17 protein-coding genes are annotated in these 19,897 nt (G+C 66.9%); 6 read left to right on the forward strand and 11 right to left on the reverse strand.

Annotation, left to right across the window (positions count from 1 at the left end; all coding sequences use genetic code 11):
• Positions 1–174: 174 nt before the first annotated feature.
• Together K7711_RS21460 and K7711_RS21465 are read left to right on the forward strand one after the other, a co-directional pair.
• Entirely contained in the window at positions 175–543 is a 369-nt protein-coding gene (locus tag K7711_RS21460) for a hypothetical protein (RefSeq protein ID WP_222971189.1), read from the forward strand.
• An 8-nt stretch (positions 544–551) separates the two neighbouring features.
• A complete protein-coding gene (locus K7711_RS21465; protein WP_222971190.1) occupies positions 552–1,913 on the forward strand; it encodes an ADP-ribosylglycohydrolase family protein in 1,362 nt (453 codons plus the stop codon).
• Positions 1,914–1,938: 25 nt separating this feature from the next.
• On the opposite strand, the gene K7711_RS21470 is transcribed toward K7711_RS21465, so the two are convergent.
• Complete coding sequence (locus tag K7711_RS21470) at positions 1,939–2,460, reverse strand: GNAT family N-acetyltransferase (protein ID WP_222971191.1); 522 nt, start codon at positions 2,458–2,460, stop codon at positions 1,939–1,941.
• A gap of 24 nt (positions 2,461–2,484) precedes the next feature.
• Positions 2,485–3,801 (reverse strand): acetyl-CoA C-acetyltransferase, encoded by a 1,317-nt coding sequence (locus tag K7711_RS21475; protein ID WP_222971192.1) that lies wholly within the window; start codon positions 3,799–3,801, stop codon positions 2,485–2,487.
• Positions 3,802–4,041: 240 nt separating this feature from the next.
• On the opposite strand from K7711_RS21475, the gene K7711_RS21480 reads away from it, so the two are divergent.
• Both K7711_RS21480 and K7711_RS21485 read left to right on the forward strand, forming a co-directional pair.
• Entirely contained in the window at positions 4,042–5,436 is a 1,395-nt protein-coding gene (locus K7711_RS21480) for a 3-oxoacyl-ACP reductase (protein WP_222971326.1), read from the forward strand.
• A 12-nt stretch (positions 5,437–5,448) separates the two neighbouring features.
• Positions 5,449–6,315, forward strand: coding sequence for a MaoC family dehydratase (locus tag K7711_RS21485; RefSeq protein ID WP_222971193.1), 867 nt, complete (start codon positions 5,449–5,451; stop codon positions 6,313–6,315).
• A 120-nt stretch (positions 6,316–6,435) separates the two neighbouring features.
• Here the strand turns inward: K7711_RS21485 and K7711_RS21490 are convergent, their stop codons facing one another.
• The 3 genes from K7711_RS21490 to K7711_RS21500 form a co-directional block, all read right to left on the reverse strand.
• Positions 6,436–7,308 (reverse strand): glycosyltransferase family protein, encoded by an 873-nt coding sequence (locus K7711_RS21490; RefSeq protein WP_222971194.1) that lies wholly within the window; start codon positions 7,306–7,308, stop codon positions 6,436–6,438.
• Between the two features lie 114 nt (positions 7,309–7,422).
• Positions 7,423–8,643: a cytochrome P450 gene (locus K7711_RS21495; RefSeq protein WP_222971195.1), complete on the reverse strand. Its 1,221-nt coding sequence runs from the start codon at positions 8,641–8,643 to the stop codon at positions 7,423–7,425.
• Positions 8,644–8,693: 50 nt separating this feature from the next.
• Positions 8,694–9,665 (reverse strand): phosphotriesterase family protein, encoded by a 972-nt coding sequence (locus K7711_RS21500; RefSeq protein WP_222971196.1) that lies wholly within the window; start codon positions 9,663–9,665, stop codon positions 8,694–8,696.
• 326 nt (positions 9,666–9,991) lie between these two features.
• Here K7711_RS21500 and K7711_RS21505 point away from each other — a divergent pair, with 326 nt between their 5' ends.
• Complete coding sequence (locus K7711_RS21505) at positions 9,992–10,927, forward strand: AraC family transcriptional regulator (RefSeq protein WP_222971197.1); 936 nt, start codon at positions 9,992–9,994, stop codon at positions 10,925–10,927.
• A gap of 50 nt (positions 10,928–10,977) precedes the next feature.
• Here K7711_RS21505 and K7711_RS21510 read toward each other — a convergent pair whose 3' ends face one another.
• From K7711_RS21510 to K7711_RS21530, 5 genes are all read right to left on the reverse strand, one after another.
• Complete coding sequence (locus K7711_RS21510) at positions 10,978–11,577, reverse strand: TetR/AcrR family transcriptional regulator (protein WP_040829089.1); 600 nt, start codon at positions 11,575–11,577, stop codon at positions 10,978–10,980.
• Positions 11,578–11,726: 149 nt separating this feature from the next.
• Positions 11,727–12,887, reverse strand: coding sequence for a glycoside hydrolase family 3 N-terminal domain-containing protein (locus tag K7711_RS21515; protein WP_222971198.1), 1,161 nt, complete (start codon positions 12,885–12,887; stop codon positions 11,727–11,729).
• A gap of 147 nt (positions 12,888–13,034) precedes the next feature.
• Positions 13,035–14,063, reverse strand: coding sequence for a phosphogluconate dehydrogenase (NAD(+)-dependent, decarboxylating) (gene gnd, locus K7711_RS21520; protein WP_222971199.1), 1,029 nt, complete (start codon positions 14,061–14,063; stop codon positions 13,035–13,037).
• Positions 14,064–14,813: 750 nt separating this feature from the next.
• A complete protein-coding gene (locus K7711_RS21525; RefSeq protein ID WP_222971200.1) occupies positions 14,814–15,896 on the reverse strand; it encodes a glycoside hydrolase family 183 protein in 1,083 nt (360 codons plus the stop codon).
• A gap of 290 nt (positions 15,897–16,186) precedes the next feature.
• A complete protein-coding gene (locus K7711_RS21530) occupies positions 16,187–18,013 on the reverse strand; it encodes an acyl-CoA dehydrogenase (protein ID WP_222971201.1) in 1,827 nt (608 codons plus the stop codon).
• Positions 18,014–18,333: 320 nt separating this feature from the next.
• Here K7711_RS21530 and K7711_RS21535 point away from each other — a divergent pair, with 320 nt between their 5' ends.
• A complete protein-coding gene (locus tag K7711_RS21535) occupies positions 18,334–18,945 on the forward strand; it encodes an alpha/beta hydrolase family protein (protein WP_222971202.1) in 612 nt (203 codons plus the stop codon).
• A 6-nt stretch (positions 18,946–18,951) separates the two neighbouring features.
• Here K7711_RS21535 and K7711_RS21540 read toward each other — a convergent pair whose 3' ends face one another.
• On the reverse strand, positions 18,952–19,644 hold the full coding sequence (locus tag K7711_RS21540) for a class I SAM-dependent methyltransferase (RefSeq protein WP_222971203.1): 693 nt from the start codon (positions 19,642–19,644) through the stop codon (positions 18,952–18,954).
• Positions 19,645–19,897: the final 253 nt, after the last annotated feature.

A 19,897-nucleotide genomic window follows, 5' to 3' on the forward strand; every position in this document is an offset into this window, starting at 1 on the left:
CGAAACTTGCGCCGAGCCCACCGGTTTGGAGTTTCACTGGATACCCGGCGGCCGATCCCGTCGCCGGAGGGTGGACCATCGGAGCCGAGGTCGAATGTGCGATCGGAACAGCTTGCAACTCCACAAGATTGGGCCGAGGCGTACAGGTCGCAGTTCGGACTGCCGCGAGTGCATGTGACCGCACCGGGATTCGTGGTGCTTCCACTGGTCGACCAGATCGCGGCGGTGAACACGCCCGAGCAACTGGGGTCCTCGATACTCGACGAACTGACCGTTCGCGGAGTGCCCGGTCCGGTGCTGGTCCGGGAACGACCGGCGCGCCGCACATTCCTCGCGGTGTTCGATGGGTATCCGAATCTCGAATGCACCGTCCAATTGGAGCGTCACGGCGTGGATATCGGTCCTGCTCGAAGCAATGTCATCCTGCCCACCGGATTCGGCAGGCGCACCCACGAGGGGCGCTGGTGGGCTCGTCCCCCGCAGCGTGAGGAATCACTACCGCTGCTGTCCGAGGTCGTCGAGGCGGTCATCGCCATCCTGTGAATACTTCTGTGGACATCACTTCTGTGGACAGTGTGGAGCCGATCGAGTCCGCCTTCTTCGGCCATCCCGAGGGTGACCCGCGCGCACTGCTGTACTTCGAATGGCTGCAACGCCGCGAATCCGGTTATGCGGTAGATGTTTTCGCCGAGGAGGTGCGCGAGCTCACGCATACCCGGCTGCCCAATGCCGCGGCGTGCTGGCTGATGCTCGAGCGCATCGAGGCCGCGCCGCACGATCCGGGCTGGCCGTACGACGAGGCGGGCAGCGCAGCCCTGCCCGTCGCGCCGCCGCGTTCGCCGGTGCATCCGACCCACCTGTACGACCGCGTGCACGGCGGCTGGCTGGGTCGCTGCGTCGGCTGCACGCTGGGTAAACCGCTGAAGAACGGTTTCGCCTGGTCGCCGCAACATATTCGCGGCTATCTCGAGCTGGCCGGGGCCTATCCGCTGGCCGACTACATTCCGGTGCTCAGTCCGATGCCGGAGGGTTATCGCCTCGCGCCGGGCTGGCCGGAGTCGGTGCGCGGCCGGATCGAGGGTTGCCCGCGCGACGACGACCTGGACTATCCGGTGCTGAGCCTGCACATGCTCGAACAGCAGGGCACCGAGTTCACCGCCGCCGACGTGGCCGCCGAATGGCTGGCGCGAATGCCGTTCCTGCAGACCTACACCGCCGATCGGGTGGCCTACCGCAATCTGATCGACGGCCTGGAACCGCCCGCCACCGCGACCTATCGCAATCCGTACCGCGAGTGGATCGGCGCGATGGTCCGCGCCGACGTCTACGGTTACGTCTGTCCGGGTGATCCGGCCCGCGCCGCCGAACTCGCCGCGCGCGATGCCTCGGTCTCGCACACCGGCAACGGCGCCTGGGCGGCGATCTGGGTGGCCGCCCTGACCGCCGCGGCCTTCACCGCGGGCAGCGCCCTGGAAGCGATCAACGTTGCGCAACAGACGATTCCGGAACATTCCCGGCTCGCCGTCGCACTCGCGCAGGTGGTCGCCGATCATGAACGCGGCATCGGCTACGACCAGGCCGTCGCCACCGTGCACGCCCGGCACGGGCACTACAACTGGGTGCACGCGATCGGCAACGCCTGCCTCGTCGCGGTCGGATTGCTCTGGGGCGAAGGCGATTTCACCCGGACCGTCGGCCTCACCGTGCAGGCGGGCTGGGATACCGACTCCACCGCCGCGACCGCGGGCTCGGTCGCGGGAATCCTGCTGGGCGCCAACGCGATCCCGTCGCACTGGACCGATCCCCTGGCCGACCGGCTGCACACGGCGGTCTCCGGTTACGACAACGTCCGCATCTCAGACCTCGCCCGCCGCACCTTCGATATCGCACGACGCCAGGTCGCGTCGGGGTGATGCCGCGGTCGAGGGGCGCGGCTCGTTACATGCGACCCCAGCCGGCCGGTGTCACGTAGTGGTGCCAGCTGTCGGTGTCCAGGTATTCGGCGCGGGACAGTCCGGCGCGTTCGGCGACGCGGTGCGAGGCGGCATTGGTCGGCTGGATGCGGGCGATCACCGGTAGCTCCGGCAGATGCGTGCGGGCGTGGGCGACCACTGCGGCGGCCGCCTCGGCGGCGAAGCCCCGGCCTCGGGTCGCGGGATCCAGCCGGTAGAAGAGGTTGAGCGCGGGGCCCGCGGGCATCGTCATCGAGCGGATTCCGCAGAACCCCAGGACGGTGTCGTCCGCGTGCGCGCGCACCGCCCAGTAGCCGTAGCCGTGCTGCCGCCAGTGCTCGTCCCATTCGGTGTAGAGACGTTGTGCCGCAGCAAGATTTGGAACAATCGTCACCCATGGCTCGGTGACGCCGCAGATCCGCAGGATGGCCTCGGCGTCGGCCGGGACCGGGCGGAGCAGGGCCAACCGGGTGGTCGGCACCTGCTCGCCCGTCGAGATGTCACTCACTCTTCGAGAGTGTATCGATCCGGCTCAGCGCTCCAGGATCGCGACCACGCCCTGCCCCCCGGCGGCGCAGATGGAGATCAGGGTGCGCCCGGATCCCTTCTCCGCCAACTGCTTCGCGGCCTGCGCGATGATCCGGCCGCCGGTCGCGGCGAACGGGTGGCCCGCGGCGAGCGAGGATCCGTTGACGTTCAGCTTGGCCCGATCGATCGACCCCAGCGCGCCGTCCAGGCCCAGGCGCTCCTTGCAGTACTGGTCGGACTCCCACGACTGCAGCGTCGCGAGCACCACCGAGGCGAACGCCTCGTGGATCTCGTAGTAGTCGAAGTCCTGCAAGGTGAGTCCGTTGCGGGCCAGCAGCCGCGGCACCGCGTAGGTGGGGGCCATCAGCAGGCCGTCGGGACCGTGGATGTAGTCCACCGCGGCGACCTCGCTGTCGACCAGGTGGGCCAGCGGCTCGAGGTTGCGTTCGGCCGCCCACTCGTCACTGGACAGCAGCACCGCGGACGCGCCGTCGGTGAGCGGGGTGGAGTTGCCCGCGGTCATCGTCGCGTCGCCCAGCTTGACGCCGAACACCGGCTCGAGCGTGGACAACTTCTCGATCGTCGAACCCGGGCGCAGGTTGTCGTCGCGGGTCAGCCCGAGGAACGGGGTGACCAGGTCGTCGAAGAAGCCGCGGTCGTAGGCGGCGGCCATGTTGCGGTGCGAGAGGTAGGCCAGCTCGTCCTGCGCCTCGCGGGAGATGCCGAATTCCTTCGCGGTGATCGCGGCGTGCTCGCCCATCGACAGCCCCGTGCGCGGTTCGGCGTTGCGCGGGATCTCGATGCCGACCATGCTCGGCCGCAACCGGCCGACCAGCTTGACGTAGTCGGAGTTCTTCTTGGCGCGGTTGGCGTCGAGCATCCACTCGCGCATCGATTCGCTGACCCCGATGGGTGCGTCGGAGGTGGTGTCGGTGCCGCCGCCGACGCCGACGTCGATGCGGCCCAACGCGATTCCGTCGCCGACGGTGACGATCGACTGCAACCCGGTGCCGCAGGCCAGCTGCAGATCGTGCGCGGGCGTGTAGGGCGACAGCTCGCTGCCCAGCACGCTCTCGCGGATCATGCCGTGCTCGCCGACACGCTTGAGCACCGCGCCGCCGACCACGAATCCGAGCCGCTCGCCCTGCAGGCCGAACCGGCTGACCAGGCCGTTGAGTGCGGCGGTGAACATGTCCTGGTTGGAGGCGTGCGCGTACTTGCCGTCGGAGCGGGCGAACGGGATCCGATTGCCGCCGAGGACGGCGACGGGGCGTGCCTGCTTGGCCGAGGTGGGCTTCGCCGAACGGGCTTTGGTTGTCACTCGAGTCTCCTTGGGGGACGGTGAGCCGGCGGAGCTTGCGGAGCCGGCGGGGTGGGTATACGCGGGTCTCGTCGGGTGTGGGTCGTCGGGGATTCCGGCGCTCCCGGACTGCCGAAGTAGCGGCGCAGTCCGGTGCCCCTTCGCTATCGGTTTACATTAAACTTACTCTGGAGTAAGTTCATTGTCGATACGTACCCCGTGATGGATGCGACACGTCCGGGCAACCGGGCCGGCACGACGATGAGTCACCTACGACACAAGGAAAAGGTAGGAACAGTGGCAGCCAGCAAAAGCAAGGGCGCTCCCAACCTCTACGGATCGTTCGTCAACTCGGCCCCCGGCTCGTTCCTGGCCAGCAAGCTGGGGCTGCCCAAGCCGGAGAAACTGCGCCGCTACCGGAAGGGCGAGCCCGCGCTGTCGGGTCCGGTCCTGCTCGGCGGTAAGGGGCGGGTGGCCGATGCGGTGCGAAACCTGTTGTCGGACTACACCTTCGCCGACGAACCTGCCCAGGGCGTGAAATTCGGCGCACTGGTCTTCGACGCCACCGGCCTCGGTTCGATCGAGGATCTGGCGCAGCTGTATGCGTTCTATCAGCCGGCCATGCGCTCGATCGCGCCCAGCGGCCGCATCCTGGTCGTGGGCACCACTCCGGAGCTCACCTCGAGTGTCGAGGAGCAGATAGCGCAGCGCGCGCTGGAGGGTTTCACCCGTAGCGTCGGCAAGGAGCTGCTGCGCGGCGCCACCGCGAACCTGGTCTACCTGCACCCCGAGGCGGCCGCGGGCGCGACCGGCCTCGAGTCCACGCTGCGTTTCATCCTGTCCGGTAAGTCGGCCTTCGTCGACGGTCAGGTGTTCCGGGTCGGCAAGGACGATTCGACCGCCCCGGCCGACTGGGACAAGCCGCTGGCCGGGAAGGTCGCCGTGGTCACCGGTGCGGCGCGCGGTATCGGCGCGACCATCGCCGAGGTGTTCGCCCGCGACGGCGCGACCGTGATCGCCGCGGACATCCCCGCCGCCGGTGACGCGCTGTCCCAGACCGCGAACAAGGTCGGCGGCACCGCGCTCGCGGTGGACGTCACCGCCGCCGACGCCGCGGACAAGATCGCCGAATTCGCCACCCAGCGTTTCGGTGGCGTCGACATCATCGTGCACAACGCCGGCATCACCCGCGACAAGCTGCTCGCCAATATGGACGACGCCCGGTGGAACGCCGTGCTCAACGTGAATCTCGCTGCGCCGCACCGCATCACCGAGGCGCTGGTCGCCAAGGGCGTGCTGAAGCAGGGCGGTCGCGTGGTCGACGTGTCCTCCATCGCCGGTATCGCGGGCAACCGCGGCCAGACCAACTACGGCGCGTCCAAGGCCGGTGTGATCGGCATGGTCGACGCCGAGGCGCCGAAGCTGGCGGAGAAGGGCGTCACCATCAACGCCGTCGCGCCCGGTTTCATCGAGACCGCGATGACCGCCGCGATCCCGCTGGGCACCCGTGAGGCGGGCCGGCTGCTCAGCTCGCTCTCGCAGGGCGGGCAGACCGTCGACGTCGCGGAGACCATCGCCTATTTCGCCAGCCCGGCCTCGAACGCGGTGAACGGCAACGTCGTTCGCGTCTGCGGCCAGGGCCTGATCGGTGCCTGAGCGGAGCGCGTGATGACTCAGACCATCAAACTGAACGAGCCGCCCAAGACCGGCAGCCTGTATCTCAAGGCCGCGTTGGGAGCCGTTCCGCTGCCACTGGTTTCGGCGCGCAAGTCGCAGATTCCGGACCGCGCGGTGGAATTGAACGGTGTGCGCGTCGATATCGACAATCTGGCCGCGTACTGCCATGCGGCCGGGTTGCGGTTCGGCGACTCGCTACCGGTGACCTATCCGTTCGTGCTGGCCTTCCCGACCGTCATGCAGTTGCTGACCGCGCGGGATTTCCCGTTCACCGCGGTCGGTTCGGTGCACATGGAGAACGTGATCGAGCGGCGCCGGGAGATCTCGGCCAGTGAGCCGCTGGACATCCACACCCATGTGGAGAACCTGCGCGAACACGCGAAAGGTCTTGTGGTCGACGCGATCACGGAGATCAACGTCGGCCGGGAACTGGTGTGGCGGCAGACCTCGTCGTTCCTGCACCAGCAGAAGACCTCGCTGTCCGGTGGCCCCCGCCCCGAACCCAAGCCCGAAGAGGTTCCCCCGCCTCCGCTGCGCACCCTGGCGGTGGACCAGTCCATCATCCACCGCTACGCCGCGGCCTCGGGCGACCGCAACCCGATCCACATGTCCTCCCTGAGCGCCAAGGCCTTCGGTTTCCCCCGTTCCATCGCGCACGGAATGTGGTCCGCCGCAGCCATTCTCGGCCTCGTCGAGGGCCGAATCCCCGCCGCGGCAACCTATTCGGTCCGCTTCGGCAAACCGATCCTGCTCCCGTCCACGATCAACGCGTACGCGGACCACACCGCCGAGGGCTGGGACCTGTCCCTGAAGCACCCGAAGAAGGGATACCCCTACCTCACGGGCACCCTGCACTGATCCGGTACCGCCGGGCAGTCGGAGCCGCACGCTCTTTCCGCGAGCACTCATCGGATCGCATGGGGGATTCGATGATCACCGGAAAGGCGTGCGGCTCTTGCATTTCCGGGCCGGGTAGTGTCAGCCGGTGAATGCGGGTTCGGCCAGTGCGGCGCCGATGTATCTCCTGGCCGATCGTTTGCGCATGATTTCGCGACCCGCGGTGATTCTGGCTGCTCGCGCTCGGTGGTCGGAAAGGTAGCGGATGCAGGTTTCGGCGATGCGGTCGTATTCGACGAATACGACGCCGTCGGCGAATTCTTCCTCCTCGTCGGCGTAATGGCACTTTTCCGATATGACGAATATCCCGTTGGCCAGTAGGTAGGACACGCGGACGACTTCGAAGATCGTGGGGCCGTGCAGGTTCAGGACTATTTTCGCCCGTGCGTACAGGTCGTCGCGCTGCGCGCCCCAGACGCCCTCGCGGAGTTGTGCGTTGTAGCCGGCCTGCTGGAGCTGCTCGATCGGTGCGGCGCGCTTGGCGCTGTACGTGCCGACGAACAGGACGTCGATATCCTGTGTCACGGCCGGTCGGATTCGGTCCAGTTCCGGCACACCGCCGATCGGCACATACTGGACGCGCGGCACACCGGCTGCTCGAAGGGCCGCGACGTTGTGGCGGTTGTAGTCCCACACGTGATAACGGCGGAACAATTCGAGCAATTCCTCGGAGTGCCAATCCGATTCCGGTGTGACGGCCTCCAGGTTGTACAGGATCGTATCGTCCGGGATTTCGATTCCCCACCACGACAACGTATTGCTGCCGAACAGGATATGCCTGCGGCCGGGGAGGTCCACCGCATCGGTCAGCACACTGCTGTGCCCGAGCCGCTGCAGGGCGATGTTCACCGTCTCGGCTACTTCGCGGAATGCCTCTCGCCAAACGTATGTTTCCGGCGGTGCGATCGTGACTGCGAACCTCGTCTTATCGGCGTTGTCGAGCAGATCGGGCAATGCGCACACCTCATGGCGGAATGGGGCTCGGACCGAAATCAGCGTACCGCGACCCGGTCGCATACCGCCGTGCCTGGTCCGCGCATCGCTCTCGATCGCCGGGCGCCCGGGGCGTCAGCCGGGCTGCCAGCTCGCGAACGGCCGGGCCGGATCGAAGGTGACCGGCAGGGTGGCCAGGGCGCGGTGGAAAGGCCCTGGGCGCCAAGCCAATTCGCCGGGATCGACGGACAGTTCGATCTCGGGCAGGGCATCGAGCAGTTGGTCCACACCGTCCTGGGCGATCAGGTAGCCGGATTGGCGTGCGGGGCAGGCGTGCGGGCCCGCGCCCCAGGCCAGGTGCGATCGGTTGCCGGTGTAGTCGCCGCCGCTGATGGCCGGGTCGTTGTTGCACGCCGCGATGCTGATGATCACGGGCTGATGGGCGGGCAGCCACACCTCGTCGAGCAGCACCGGCTGGCGCGGATAGGTCATACAGAAATTCGCGATCGGCGGGTCCAGGAACAGCACCTCGTCCAGCGCGTCACGGGTGGACAGGCTGCCGCCCAGCAGGTTTCCCGCGAAGCGGTCGTTGGTCAGGATCAACAGCAGCGTGTTGACGATCAGGTTGTGCACCGGCTCGACACCCGCAGCGTAGAGCGTGACGAGCTGTTCGATGAGCTCCTGATCGTCGAACCCGGCCGGATGCTGGACCAACCGGGTCGTCACATCGTCACCGGGCTCGGCGCGCTTGCCCGCGACCAGTTCGCTCAGCGCTCCGACGAGCATCGCGTTCCCGGCCGCGGCATCGGAGCCCTCGAAGAGTGTGATGACGCCGGTGGCGACCCGCCGGCCGATATCGGGTGAGCACCCGAGCATCGCGTTGACGACCTGAAAGGCCAGTGGCCGTGCGTAATCCGCGATCAGGTCGGCCGAGCCGGTCTCGCAGAACTGCGCGATCAGCGGCACCGCGATCCGCTCCACCACCGCGTGCAGACCGTGCAGGTCGACCGCCGAGAGTGCCGCGACATTGGCCTCCCGATAGCGCCGGTGTTCCTGCCCGGAATTGCGTATCGCGTTCGGCCGCCAGGCGAGCATCGGCTTCACCGGGCACTCGTCGGGGACGTCCTTCTCCCACACCCGCGGATCGACCGGAAAATGCGCGGGATCGTGCAGGACCTGCACGGCCGTGCGGTAGTCGATCACCAGGGTTGCGGGGACTCCCGGCGACAATTCGACCGGTACCAGCGACCCGAAGCGCTTGCGCATATCGCGGTAACACTCGTGTGGCAGAGCGGCGAATTCGGGGCTGTACAGGGCGATTCGATCACCGTGGGCGTAGGTGGGCGGATGGATCATTCGGTCCTCATCTCGACCTCGGTCCTGCCGTGCCCCGGGAGCCCGGGGAATCACGCCGAGAAGTAGCGACGCGGATTGTCCGCCAGCATCGTGGAGATCTGCTCGTCGGTGACTCCGCGCTCGCGCAGGGCAGGCAGCACGTCGTCGCTGATATGGGTGTAGATCCAGTTCGGCAGCGCCGCTGCCTTGCCCTCCGCGGAGAGCCAGTCGATGAAGCAGGCCGCATCGTGCGCCAGCACCATCCGGTCCGCGTAGCCGCGGCGGACGAGTTCGACGACCGTGCCGACCCGGTGCTCGAACGGCAGCAACACGTCGAGGCCGAACCGGTCCATGCCGAGATACGAACCGGCATCGGCGATTTCGCACAGGTAGTTCAGGTCGGTGCTGTCCCCGGAGTGACCGATGACGACCTTGGTCAGGTCCACCCCCTCCTCGGCGAGGACCTTCTGCGCGACGAGCCCGGACCCTGTGTGCGGGTTGGTGTGCACGGTGATCGGCGCACCGGTCTCGACGTGGGCCTGCCCGACGGCGCGCATCACGCGTTCCACCCCCGGGGTCAGGCCCGGTTCCTCGATCGCGCACTTGAGGAACGCCGCCTTGACCCCGGTATCGGCGATCCCTTCGCGGATGTCCTTGACGAACAGTTCGACCATGGGCTCAGGGGTGTCGAACAACAGTCCCGGGCCGGTGTAGTGGAACTGGAACGGAACTTCGTTGTAGGTGTATATGCCGGTCGCGACGATGATGTTGATGTCGACCTGCTCGTTGATCCGCTGGATGCGCGGGATGTAGCGGCCCAGGCCGATCACGGTCGGGTCGACGATCGTGGCGATTCCCCGCGACGCGCACTGGCGCAACTTCTCCACCGCGTCCGCGATCCGCACGTCGTCGTCCCAGCGGTCGGGAAAGTCCGGGAAGTTCCGCCGCATTTCCTCACCCAGCACGAACACGTGCTCGTGCATGAGCGTGTTGCCGAGCTGCTCGGCCGGCACCGGACCACGCACGCTCTGGACATTCGTCATCGTCGATATCTCCTGGAAATGTGTGGCCGGCTACGGCGAGAACTTTCGGATGTGAGCTCGACGCGAGGTGCACAACAGGCGGGCTGTCCGGTCGGTGTGCGTGCGGCCCGACCGAGCGCCGTTGCACAACGCACACCCTTGTGCATCGCAGGACCCGCAGCTGGCACTCTCATCGGCCTGATCGTCAGGGTTGCGGCAGGACATGATGTCTTTCCTCGGTGTGATCGGCCATAATTCGACTCCAGGTTATGAGTGCGTCTGTGCCCGTTCGACCGTGTGCGCGCATGGAATGCACGCACACGCGCAAGCCGCTGGAGAGTTGCCCCATGAGAGATTCCGAGCCGTATCTCGTGCAGGAGGTCGACACCTCCGCGGTCTCGGTCCGCGAGTCCGCCGATTTCTGGGCCGAGCACATCTGCCGAAACCAGGGGACCCTGCAGTTCCGTTTCGCCGATGCCGCGACCTTCCACGGCGTCACGGCGGCTCAGCACTACGCGGGATACCAGCTGATCGGCTTTCGGTCCGACGGCATCACCTACGCGCGAACACGCACGGATGTTCGCCGGGACGACGACGAGAGCCTGCGAGTCGTCGTGCCGACCGGCGGCGCGATGCAGTTCCGGCAGGACGACACCACCGTTCAGGTGTCGCCCGGACAGGGTGCGGTGGTCACGAAGGCACGCCCGTTCGACTTCGCGCAGGCGCACAGCGCACAAGGGTGGGTCATGAACATCCCCGCCGGGTCGCTTCCGCTCGATATCGGCGCCGGACCCGCGGTGATCGATTTGAGACAGGGTGTGGGATCGGTCGCCTTCGGCATGATCAGCGAGCTCAGCAAGCAGCGCGCGGCCGTCGACGGCCTCGGCTTCGCCACGACGTCCGATATGGCGATCGAACTGCTCAAACTGTGCCTGCGCTCGGGTAGAGAGCTGCCCACCACGCTGGGGGCGGTCGACGCTGCGGTCCGTGACTACATCCGCCGACACGCCACCGACCCCGAACTCACCCCGGCAGCGATCGCGCACCACCTCGGTTGGTCCATGCGACAGGTCCAACTGGCCTTGCAGAACACCGGTACGACACCGAGCCGATTGATCCGCGCCGAGCGGTTGGGCCACGCCCGTCGCCTGCTCCGGGAAAGCTCCGCCGACCGCACGGTCGCCCAGATCGCCTATGCCAGCGGGTTCCGCTCGCTCAGTGCCTTCGGCGCCGCTTTCAAGGCGCAGTTCGGATTGACGCCGCAGGAAGCGCGCAACCACTGACCCGCGATATCTCGCCGGGGGTGCCCGGCTTCGTGCTGCCGGGGCGTGCTCTACTCGGCCTTCTTCCTACCCGCCAGACCGCGCCAGGCCAGGTCGTCGAGGAGATTGACGGCCTCGGCGACTTCCACTTCCCCGCTGGCGATTCGGTCCGCGATGGCCTCGCCCGCGCCGATCACCGCTACCGAGACGATGTCGAAATTCGTTCCGGGCTCGGCATATTTGGCGCTGGATTCGAGCAGTTTGGCGGTCAGCTCGATGATGCGCTCGCGGCTGTTGGCGATCTCCGAGGCGAAGGGTTGCTGGCCCAATGCCTGACGGTAGAGGACCTGCCAGGACAGGCGGTTGTTGTCGACGTACGACAGGAACGCCTCGAGGCCCGCGCGCAGCTGTTCGTGCGGGGTGAGCTGAGGATTGCCCGCGACCGCGACCGCCTCGATGAAACGCATGCTCTCCCGGGCGATGCAGGCCCGGAACAACTCGTCCTTGGACCCGTAGTACAGATAGAGCATCGGCTTGGATATCTTGGCTTCGGCGGCGATGGCATCCATTGATGTGTCGTGATAACCCTTGCGGGAGAACACCTCGACGGCGGCGTCCAGCATCTGCTGTTCACGAACCGCCCGTGGGAGCCGCTTCGTACCGCCTGCCATTCACACTCCTAGGCCATGATGAAAGTCCTATCTTACTCCTAGGTAAGTTATGCGAACCGCGCATTGCCGGGAAGTCGCCCGCGAACGGCCAGGAGTGTGCAGCTCAGAGCCTCGGCGACAGGAACGCTGTCGCATTCGGGCCAGTGCGATCAGCAGTGCGGGGTGATGCCCTTGAACTTGACCATCCGCAGCACCGACGCATTCACCTGAGCCAGCGGCAGACGACCCGAGCTCACCTCCTGCTCGAGCTTGTCGAGCACCTGAGGAACCGCCGAACTGGACGTCCACAGCGCGTTGTCGGCCCCGGCCTCGAGCGCCGCGGCCACCGCGTCCTCGATATTCATCCGGTTGGTGATCGCGGCCATCCCGCCCAGGTCGTCGGTGAAGATCGGACCGTCGAAGGGTTTCGCGTCGTAACCGCTGCCGTTCCGCAGCAGAGCCATCGCCTGCGGGCTGATACTGGCCGGGACGTTCGGCGTGGTCAGCCCGGGAACGTCCAGGTGGCCGACCATGACCGCTGCACCCGAACCGATCAGATTGCGGAACGGAACCAGATCGTTGTTCTGCAACTGGGCCAGCGGCGGAGTGTGCACCGCGCCGGTATGCGAATCGCCCGAACCGTGGCCGTGGCCCGGGAAATGCTTCATGACCGCGCCGAGCCCCGCATCGTGCATGGCCCGGATGAACGCACCCGCGAAGGAGGTCACCACATTCGGATCGCTCGAGAACGACCGGTCCCCGATGACCGAATCGGCCGCCTCGTCGCTGACGTCGGCGTCCGGCGCCAAATCGACGGTGATGCCCAGATCCTTCATCGCCTTACCGCGCGTCAGGCTCTGCGAATAGAACTCGTCCGCGGACATCGTCTGAGCGATGGTCCGGGCCGGGGGGATCGCGCCGATCAGGTTCTTCAGCCGGGAGACCCGGCCGCCCTCCTCATCGATGGTCACCATCAGCGGCACCTTCGCCGCACTCTTGACCTGATCCATCTGATGATCGGCCAGCATCGCCTGATCGGTCCAGCTGCCGATGAAGATCCCGCCGACCTGACTCGTGCGCACCACGTTCTCCGCGTCCGCCGTCCCGGTCACCCCGACGGTCAGCAGCTGTGCGAGCTTCTGCCGCGTGGTGAACTGCGCCAGATAATCGGCATCGCAGTCCGCCTGAGACCTGGTGGTGGTCGTGGGGGCCGGTTTGGTACCGGGGGCAGCGGTCGTGGAACTCGACGGCGCCGAAGTCGGCGAACCGCTCGAACACGCGGTCAAACCGACAGCCATGACAGCAAGCACGATCCCGCGGACGTTGCGCATGTAGTCCGACGCTAGCCGGTCCGATCTCCGCTGGACACAGCGGGCAGGACGAATGTCGCGAATAAGCCGTCGTCCGTGTCCGACGTACCCGGAAACGACACCGCCCCGCATCGAACGATGATGCGGGGCAGTGAGTTTCGCGGTGGTCTACTTCGCCGGAAGCTCGTTGTGCCCGCCGAAACCCTTGCGCATCGCCGAGAGCACCTTGTCCGCGTACAGCGACTCGCCGCGCGAGGAGAAACGGGCGAACAACGCCGCGGACAGCACCGGTGCGGGAACGCCCTCATCGATCGCCGCGGAAATCGTCCAGCGACCCTCACCCGAGTCCGACACCCGGCCGCCGAACGAGGACAGTTCGGGATCCAGCAGCAACTGCTGCGCGGTCAGATCCAGCAGCCAGGAAGCGACCACCGACCCGCGCCGCCACAACTCGGTGACCTCCGGGACGTCGATGTCGTACTGGTAGTACTCCGGGTTGTCCAGCGGAGTCTCCTCCGCCGAATGCGTCGCGTCGGACTGCGCGCCGATATTCGCCTTGTGCAGGATGTTCATCCCCTCGGCGTACGCGGCCATGGCGCCGTACTCGATACCGTTGTGCACCATCTTCACGAAATGACCCGCACCTGCCGGACCGCAGTGCAGATAACCCTGCTCGGCGCGCGAAGGCTCACCGGTGCGACCCGGGGTACGCGGAGCGGCATCCACACCGGGGGCGATCGAACGCAGCAGCGGTTCGATGTGCGCGACCTGCTCGGCCTCGCCGCCCACCATCAGGCAGTAGCCGCGCTCCAGACCCCACACACCACCCGAAGTGCCGATGTCCATGTAGTGGATGCCCTTGGGCGCCAGCGCCTTCGACCGCTCGATGTCCTCGTGGTAACGGCTGTTCCCGCCATCGATGATGATGTCGCCCGGATCGAGCAGCTCGGCGACCTCATCGATCACCGCACCCGTCGCCCCCGCCGGGATCATCACCCACACGATGCGCGGCGCCTCGAGCTGCTCGACGAAAGACTTGTAATCCGTGGCGCCGGTGAACTTGTCCCCCAGCTCGTCGACGAATTCCTTGATCTGGCTCTCTCGACGGGCATAGCCGACCGCGGTGTGCCCGTCCTTGACGATCCGGCGCACGATATTGGCGCCCATCCGGCCGAGACCGATCATTCCCAGCTGCATACCTTCTCCTCGAGTCGTCCGGAGCTCCGGCGGGTCCGAGCTCTCTCACCATGGCGGCGCACTCGGCGAACCCGTCACGCCCACGCCGCAGCCTTCTCGATTGTCCACTCTGTCAGGTACGAAAAAATCTCAGGCCCGCACCGCGCGGTGGTGTAACACTCCCGCGTGGGCTCCGATACACAGATCGGCTCCGTGCAGTTGCCAGACCCCCGACCCGGCAACCGCACGGGGCTCTTATTTTTGGCCTCCGCTTCGCTGCTGTATTTTTGGCCTCCGCTTCGCTCCGGCGGGTTTTCGGCGCTGTAAGGCTCGTCGTTCAGCCCTCGAGACTCGGCCTTCGGCCATGCGCTTCGAGGGCTGAACGACGAGCCCGCGCCGAAAACCTCGGGGTTGGCCTTTCTGAGCCTTTCGCTTCGCGGGCGACTTCCAGCCGAACAGAGACGCTTCGCCGGGGGTGCTTCCGCTTTTCGCCCCGCCCGTCGCGTCGACTGTGTTCGCCCGAACGACGAACCTCACCGGCTGAAGACCGACCGAAGCGAAGCGAGGAAAAACCGACGTGACCAGGGCGATGCGTCTCTGTACGCCGGAACTGTCAGGCCAGGTAACGCCGACTCCAAGGTTTTCGGCGCGGGCTTGTCGTTGCACGCTCGAAGCGCATGGCCGAAGGCCGAGTCTCGAGCGTGCAACGACAAGCCTTAAAGCGCCGAAAACCCGCCGGAGCGAAGCGGAGGCCAAAAATACAGCCCAAAATTACAGCGGCGAGCGCATCAGGACCACGTTGTATTGGTTGTGGATGCCCAGTGCGAAGTACAGGGCGCTGCCGGTCTGGTACGGGTAGAGCATCGGGGCGTAGGCGGTCGGCAGGCTGCGCACGTCTACCAGCACCTTTGCGGGGCCCCACGGGCCCTCGGGGTTCGGCGCGGTCCGCATGACGACCGAATCGAACGGGTCGGTGGTCAGCATGACGTACTGGTGCAGGTACTCGTTCCACATCACCGACAGTTCGCCGACGCCGCCGACGATCGGCTTGGCCTGGGCCGGGTCCTTCGGCTTCCAGGTCTTGCCGTCCCAGAACTCGTAGGCCTCGTTGTTGGCGATATCGGCCTGTTTCACCCGGGCGATGAAGCCTGGATTGTTGCGGCCGGCGGGGGTGCCGTACTCGTACACGTAGCCGTTCGCCTTCAGGAAGGCGTTCTGCTGGAAGTTGTTCCACGGTCCGTCCGCCGCGCGGCGCGTCGTGGGCAGCTGGGCCCAGGTCTGCCCGTCGTCACCGGAGACCGCCAGGGTGGAGAAGTTGGTGGCCCACTTCCCGTCGTTGCCCCAGTTGTGCACCGACATCATCCGCATGTACTGCACGCCGTTGACCGAGATGCCCGCGGTGGGAATGAAGCTGATCTCGATGCCGGGGATCTTCGGGCTGGGCAGCGGGTTGTCGACGAAGCTGTTGTAGTGGATGCCGTGCGACGGGTCGGCTCCGGCGGGGCTGCGGTACAGCACGTTGGACCGCCAGGCCCAGACGCTTCCGGCCAGCAGGTTGGGCACGCCGAACCCGGCGGTGTCGCCGTAGGCGCTCATCATGTGCCCGTGCCCGTCGTCCCACATGATGCCCAGATCGGTGCCCAGCACGTTCTGCTGATCGGTGTGGTTCGGGCTGGCCATTCCCGTCAGCTGGAATATCGCCTTGGTCGGCCCGGGTAGGTTGGGCAGACCATTCGTGCCGTTCAGGCCGGGGAAGGGATTGATGTTGTTGGGGTCGGCTCCGGCCGGGGTCGCCCCGACCGCGATCATCGCGACCGCCGCACACGCTCCGGCCAATGCGGACAGTCGTTTCATACTCTGTTCCCTTCCATGAGTGACGCCGTGGGTATTGTGCCGGGTTCACGGCGCGGATGTGCGACTTGCGACACGCAACATCGATCACATCGTCCGTTTCGCCCCCCACCGTTACATGATCGTGATGCTGTGTCTTCGGCCTCCGCTTCGCTACGGCGGGTTCGCGCGCGGGCCATCACAACGCGTATTCGGGGAGCGTTCGGGGCGCAATCGTGCCGGAACATAGCAAACGCCCCGCGATCAGAGGTGAATCCGATCGCGGGGCGTGCTGGTCATCCGGACTCAGCAGGTCAGAATGCTGCTTCGTCCAGTTCCATGATGTCGTTGTCCAGGTTGGACAGGACCACGCGGGTCGCGGTCAGCTCCGGCAGCACATTGCGGGCGAAGAACTGGGCGGTCGCGATCTTGCCCTGGTAGAACGCCTCGGTCGAGCCGTTGTCCAGCGCCTTGATGGCGATCTCGGCCTGCGACAGCAACTGCCAGCCGACGAGCAGGTCGCCCACGGCCATCAGGAACCGCACCGAGCCCAGGCCCACCTTGTACAGCTCCTTGGTGTCCTCCTGCGCGCCCATCAGGTGACCGGTCAGGGTCGCGGCCATGCCCTGCACGTCCTCGAGGGCGGTGGCGAGCAGCTTGCGCTCGGCCTTGAGCCGGCCGTTGCCGCCCTCACGCTCGAGGAACTTGCTGATCTGGCCGGCCACGTGCGCCAGCGCCACACCGCGGTCGCGGGCGATCTTGCGGAAGAAGAAGTCCTGTGCCTGGATCGCGGTGGTGCCCTCGTACAGCGAGTCGATCTTGGCGTCGCGGATGTACTGCTCGATCGGGTAGTCCTGCAGGAAGCCCGAACCGCCGAAGGTCTGCAGCGAATCGGTCAGGTACTGGTAGGCCCGCTCGGAACCGACACCCTTGACGATCGGCAGCAGCAGATCGTTGACCCGGGCGGCCAGATCCGCGTCCGCGCCCGAGACCAGCTCGGCGATATCGGCGTTCTGGTGCGCGGCGGTGTAGAGGTAGACCGCGCGCAGGCCCTCGGCGTACGCCTTCTGCATCATCAGCGCGCGTCGCACGTCGGGGTGGTGGGTGATGGTGACGCGCGGTGCGGCCTTGTCGGTCATCTGGGTCAGGTCGGCGCCCTGCACGCGGGTCTTGGCGTACTCCAGCGCGTTCAGGTAACCGGTCGACAGCGTCGCGATGGCCTTGGTGCCCACCATCATTCGCGCGTTCTCGATGACGTCGAACATCTGCGCGATGCCGTTGTGCACCTCGCCGACGAGCCAGCCCTTGGCCGGGACGCCGTGGCCGCCGAAGGTGACCTCACAGGTGGCCGAGACTTTCAGGCCCATCTTGTGCTCGACGCCGGTGACGAAGACGCCGTTGCGCTCGCCCAGCTCGCCGGTCTCGTGGTCGAAGTGGAACTTGGGCACGAAGAACAGCGACAGGCCCTTGGTGCCCGCACCCGCGCCCTCGGGACGCGCCAGCACCAGGTGCACGGTGTTCTCGAACAGGTCGTCGGCATCGCCGGAGGTGATGAAGCGCTTCACGCCCTCGATGTGCCAGGTGCCGTCCTCCTGCTGGACCGCCTTGGTGCGGCCCGCGCCGACGTCGGAACCGGCGTCGGGCTCGGTCAGCACCATGGTGGCGCCCCAGTCGCGGTCGACCGCGATCTTGGCCCACTTCTTCTGCTCTTCGGTGCCGTTGTTCCAGAAGATCGCGTTGAAGCCGGGACCGGCGGCGTACATGTACGCGGCGGGCTGCGCGCCGAGGATCAGCTCGCTGATCGCCCAGTGGATCGAACGCGGCACACCGAGGCCGCCGAGCTCCTCGGGCAGGCCGAGCTTCTCCCAGCCGCCCTCCTGCATCGCCCGGAAGGACTTCTTGAAGGATTCGGGGATCGCCACGGTGTGGGTCTCGGGGTCGAAGACCGGCGGGTTGCGGTCGGCGTCGGCGAAGGATTCACCCAGCGGGCCCTCGGCCAGCCGGCGTACCTCGCGCAGCATCTCCTTGACGGTGTCGGCGTCCAGATCGCCGTACGCGCCGCTGTCGAGGATCGAACCGAGGCCGAGCACCTCGAAGAGGTTGAACTCCAGGTCGCGGACGTTGCTCTTGTAGTGACCCATCTGTCTACTCACTCTCCATCGAGTTTGGTGCGGTCGGACGCTGCCCGTTCCCGCCCGCGGTCTCCGCAAGTGGCGAACGGCCTTCATTGGTCCACTACTCGCGGGTAACTTACAGCGTATATTACCGGCCGGTAATCCGTCGTCAAAGGGATGACCGAGCAGTGTGATGCGATGAACAAACCGCTGCTGAGATCGGGTGCGGCCACTTCGGCTCGGTGACCGGCCGAACGGCGACGTGGGATTACTGTCGTGGCATACGGCGACCAGGCGCGGGGCCGGACTCCGGCGGCGCACCGAGGGTGCGGAGAGAGGCGGCGAATGTGCGGATCGAGACGAGTGCGGGACCTGCGGAGGTCGAGCTCGACAAGCCGCGGTCGCCGAAATTCCTGCTGTTGCTGACCCACGGATCCGGGGGCGGGGTCGAGGCGAAGGATCTGCTGGCGGTGCGCGACTGCGCGGTGGAGTTGGGCGGGGCGGTCGCGCGGGTGGTGCAGCCCTATCGGGTAGCGGGGCGGCGGGCCCCGGGATCGGTGACCACGCAGGATGTGGCCTGGCTGGAAGTCGTTGCGGCACTGCGCAAGAAGGTGCGGTCGGCGCCGCTGATCCAGGGCGGGCGCAGTAACGGGGCGCGGGTGGTGTGCCGGACGGCCGTCGAGGTCGGAGCGAAAGGCGTTCTGGCGCTGTCATTTCCGTTGCATCCGCCGGGCAAGCCGGAGAAGACGCGGCGGGACGAACTGCTCGCCGCCTCGCAGACACTCGACGTCGTGGTCGTCAACGGGGCGCGCGACCCCTTCGGCATTCCGGATCCGGCCGATGCGGCCGAGGTGACAGTTGTTCCGGGACAACCACATTCGTTCCGCAGCGGATTCGATCTGATCGTCGGCGCGGTCGAACCGTGGTTGCGCAGGTGGTCCGCGCCGGACCGAGCGTAACGGTGTTCAGCTCTCCGCGGCCTGCTCCGCCAGATCGGGGACGATCTTCGTGGCCACGACCAGCGCATCGATCGCATCGCGGCCCTCGGTCTCGCGCAGTACGCGATCGGCGATCCGGATGCGGACATCGGGGACCGCGGCCAGATCGGTCACCACGTCGTCCGGCGTGAACAGGATCGACCGATCCTGCGGTCCACCGAAACCGTCGGTGATGTTGGTGGTGTCGTGGCCGAGTACGAGCAGCGTGCCGCCGGGGGTGAGTAGTTCGGCGGCGCGGGTCAGCATCGCCCGGCGCTGTTCGGCGGGCAGATGGACGAACACGCTCAGCACCAGCTCGAACGGCCCGGTGATCTCGGCCGCGTCGAGGTCGGTGATGTCGGCGCACTGCCAGTCGATCCGGGCGCGCACCGACCGCGACAACCGCGACGCCACCGTCCGCCCCTTGTCGATCCCGACCTGCGAGAAGTCCACCGCCCGAACCTGCCATCCGTGCGTGGCCAGCCACAGCGTGTTGCGCCCCTCCCCGCACGCCAGATCCAGCGCGCGGGGAAGTTCCGGAACCGGCTCTCCGGCCGCGTCCGGCTGCAACACCACCCGCCGCTCGAGCCCGTACACGTGCTCGACCACGGTGGCGTTCGGCGGCGCCCCCCACACCAGCTCGCTCTGCGTGTACCGAGCATCCCAATCGGCCGCATCCATGGGTTGTATCTTCCGGCCTCCGCCTCGCCCGACCACAGCCGGGCCCGAAACCCCCACGCAACAGAGCGTTCGGCTCACCCGAATCCTGCTCACCGCCGACCGAACGCGCTGCGACACCTGGCAGCCACGCGAAACCAACCAGAGGCCACCTGGTTCCGCCCGCCCGGACAACGCCCACACCTGACCGGGGCCCGCCCCGGTCCTGGACTGACCGGAGCGGAGGAGCGAAGCGGGGGAGCGTAGGGAGGGAAGG

This window comes from Nocardia coffeae (assembly GCF_019890715.1).
Lineage (GTDB): Bacteria > Actinomycetota > Actinomycetes > Mycobacteriales > Mycobacteriaceae > Nocardia > Nocardia jiangxiensis.

Excerpts from the sequence above, each read along its gene's own strand:
- K7711_RS21495 (WP_222971195.1), bottom strand. The coding sequence starts at position 8,643 with ATGATCCATCCGCCCACCTACGCCCACGGTGATCGAATCGCCCTGTAC.
- K7711_RS21515 (WP_222971198.1), bottom strand. The coding sequence starts at position 12,887 with ATGCGCAACGTCCGCGGGATCGTGCTTGCTGTCATGGCTGTCGGTTTG.
- K7711_RS21525 (WP_222971200.1), bottom strand. The coding sequence starts at position 15,896 with ATGAAACGACTGTCCGCATTGGCCGGAGCGTGTGCGGCGGTCGCGATG.
- K7711_RS21480 (WP_222971326.1), top strand. The coding sequence starts at position 4,042 with ATGAGTCACCTACGACACAAGGAAAAGGTAGGAACAGTGGCAGCCAGC.
- K7711_RS21540 (WP_222971203.1), bottom strand. The coding sequence starts at position 19,644 with ATGGATGCGGCCGATTGGGATGCTCGGTACACGCAGAGCGAGCTGGTG.
- K7711_RS21505 (WP_222971197.1), top strand. The coding sequence starts at position 9,992 with ATGAGAGATTCCGAGCCGTATCTCGTGCAGGAGGTCGACACCTCCGCG.
- K7711_RS21485 (WP_222971193.1), top strand. The coding sequence starts at position 5,449 with ATGACTCAGACCATCAAACTGAACGAGCCGCCCAAGACCGGCAGCCTG.
- gnd (WP_222971199.1), bottom strand. The coding sequence starts at position 14,063 with ATGCAGCTGGGAATGATCGGTCTCGGCCGGATGGGCGCCAATATCGTG.
- K7711_RS21510 (WP_040829089.1), bottom strand. The coding sequence starts at position 11,577 with ATGGCAGGCGGTACGAAGCGGCTCCCACGGGCGGTTCGTGAACAGCAG.
- K7711_RS21500 (WP_222971196.1), bottom strand. The coding sequence starts at position 9,665 with ATGACGAATGTCCAGAGCGTGCGTGGTCCGGTGCCGGCCGAGCAGCTC.
- K7711_RS21530 (WP_222971201.1), bottom strand. The coding sequence starts at position 18,013 with ATGGGTCACTACAAGAGCAACGTCCGCGACCTGGAGTTCAACCTCTTC.